General features: G+C 53.8%; 1 protein-coding gene. It reads right to left on the bottom strand.

Going from position 1 to position 1,744, the window contains the following annotated elements:
* Positions 1-479: 479 nt before the first annotated feature.
* A complete protein-coding gene (locus HDF16_RS30095; RefSeq protein ID WP_184224648.1) occupies positions 480-1,406 on the bottom strand; it encodes a LysR family transcriptional regulator in 927 nt (308 codons plus the stop codon).
* Positions 1,407-1,744: the final 338 nt, after the last annotated feature.

The raw sequence follows: 1,744 nt of genomic DNA on the forward strand, positions 1-1,744 counted from the left end.
CAACTAAGGAAACAAGCACTGGGAGTGCGAGGCAAATTAGCGTTGAGCGTTTACGTCTAGAGTCGAAAATCATGAGTGAACAAGCTCCTTGTGAAGTTCTTAAGTTGTTTTGTGCCGTTAGCCGGCAGATCCGCAGTTGGCTGGAATGAAGACACGGTTCCGCGACCGGAGGCACGTCCGTGCAAGTGGAAAGAGTAGTTGTTCCGTCGTTCGTGTCCGAAGTCCGCCAGAAGGTTTTCGAGCGGAGCTAAGCCGAGGGGCTGGGTTACATGCGAATCATCGTGCTTGATCGATCCGCCGTCTACATAGGTTGGCGAGGCTTGGTTGCTTGCCAATGATCGTGAGCTTAGGGCTCAAATTGGCCCGTGTCCAATGACCAATTTTCATAACAGGAACGGCCAACGTCGCCAAGTCCAACTAACAAAAACACGCCTCCCAGCGCATCTGGAGGCGTGTTTTGAAACCGAGTTTGTTGCTTACTACAGCTTCTTTGGAGGCGCCCGCAAGACGTGAAATGGCTTCTTTTTAAGCGTTCGTTCAAGTCGCATCGCCCAAACTGACGTGCTCCGGCTTCGAAGCGAGGGCCGGTACAGCAGAGCGGTGTCTACAGTCCACTTGAGGCGCGCAAATGGCCTCGTGACCAGACCCTCCGGGATGTCGCTGTGCTCTCGAACGAGAGTCAGCCCGAGACCCGCCTCAACCATCTCGAACTGTCCGTCAACGGATGATGCAAACAAGGGGACGCCGGTCTCAATTCCCTCCTCCTCAAGTAACTTCATCATGTTGAGGTGGGCTTTGCGCTGGGCTGCGGGCGGGTTGAAAATCCTGAGACGACCAGTGACTTGCGAAGCCTCGACGGCAGAGCTCGCGGCTAACGTATCGTCTGATCTCATGCAGACCAGCATGCGCTCTTGAGCGAGCGTCACGGCTCTAGTGGAGGGCTCGTCGGAGGGGAGCGTGACGATGGCGGCGTCGATTTCTCCTGACGCGAGACGCTCCAGTATCTGCTCAATCGGTGCGAATGTGGTCTCGATGTCGGATGCTGGAAAAAGCTTGCGATATACGCGTTCCGCTATTGCCACAATGCGCTTATCAGCAGCAGTTTCGCACCCGACTCGCAAATTGCCATCTGCGCGACCATGCATTTGTCGCACCTCCTGCAACGATTCCTCGTGGAGTTCGAGGATAGGGTGAGCGTATTCGAACAACTGCGTACCACCGGCTGTTGGGCTGACGCGATTCGAGTGCCGGAACAGTAGAGGTGTTCCCAACCGATCTTCAAGCTCTCGGATACCCTTGCTTATTGTGGATTGGGTGACGCAGAGCTTGTCTGCCGCCAGGGTGAAGCTTCGATGATCGAAAACCGCAACGAAATAGCGAAGATGACGCAACTCAATACTCTGCATAAGGACGGTGCCTCAGGTTGATTCAATGGTCGAGGTCGATCAGTTTAGGTTTGCTGCTACGTTACGGCGTTACTAGTCCCATAAAATGCGGACACGCAGCATGAACTTCGGTACTTATCTCGCGTCTGTACCTAACCACATTAGTACCCATCTCTTTAGGTACGCAAGTTCTACTGCAGGATGCCCGAAGATGGCAGTCCATGTCAACCCATCGACGAGGGATTACTATCGTCACAAAAGAGTGGTGTTGAGGGTGTAATCAATCCGTTCTGTCGTGTGCTAAACCATAGAGAGAAGAAACCTAGACTCTCCCAGGCGGCCGATGCAACACACGTACG

Origin of the sequence: Granulicella aggregans (genome assembly GCF_014203275.1) — a bacterium.
In the GTDB taxonomy this organism is placed as follows: Bacteria; Acidobacteriota; Terriglobia; order Terriglobales; family Acidobacteriaceae; genus Edaphobacter.

What these genes read in the sequence shown, in the direction of transcription:
- HDF16_RS30095 (WP_184224648.1), bottom strand. Translation starts at nt 1,406, where the DNA reads ATGCAGAGTATTGAGTTGCGTCATCTTCGCTATTTCGTTGCGGTTTTC.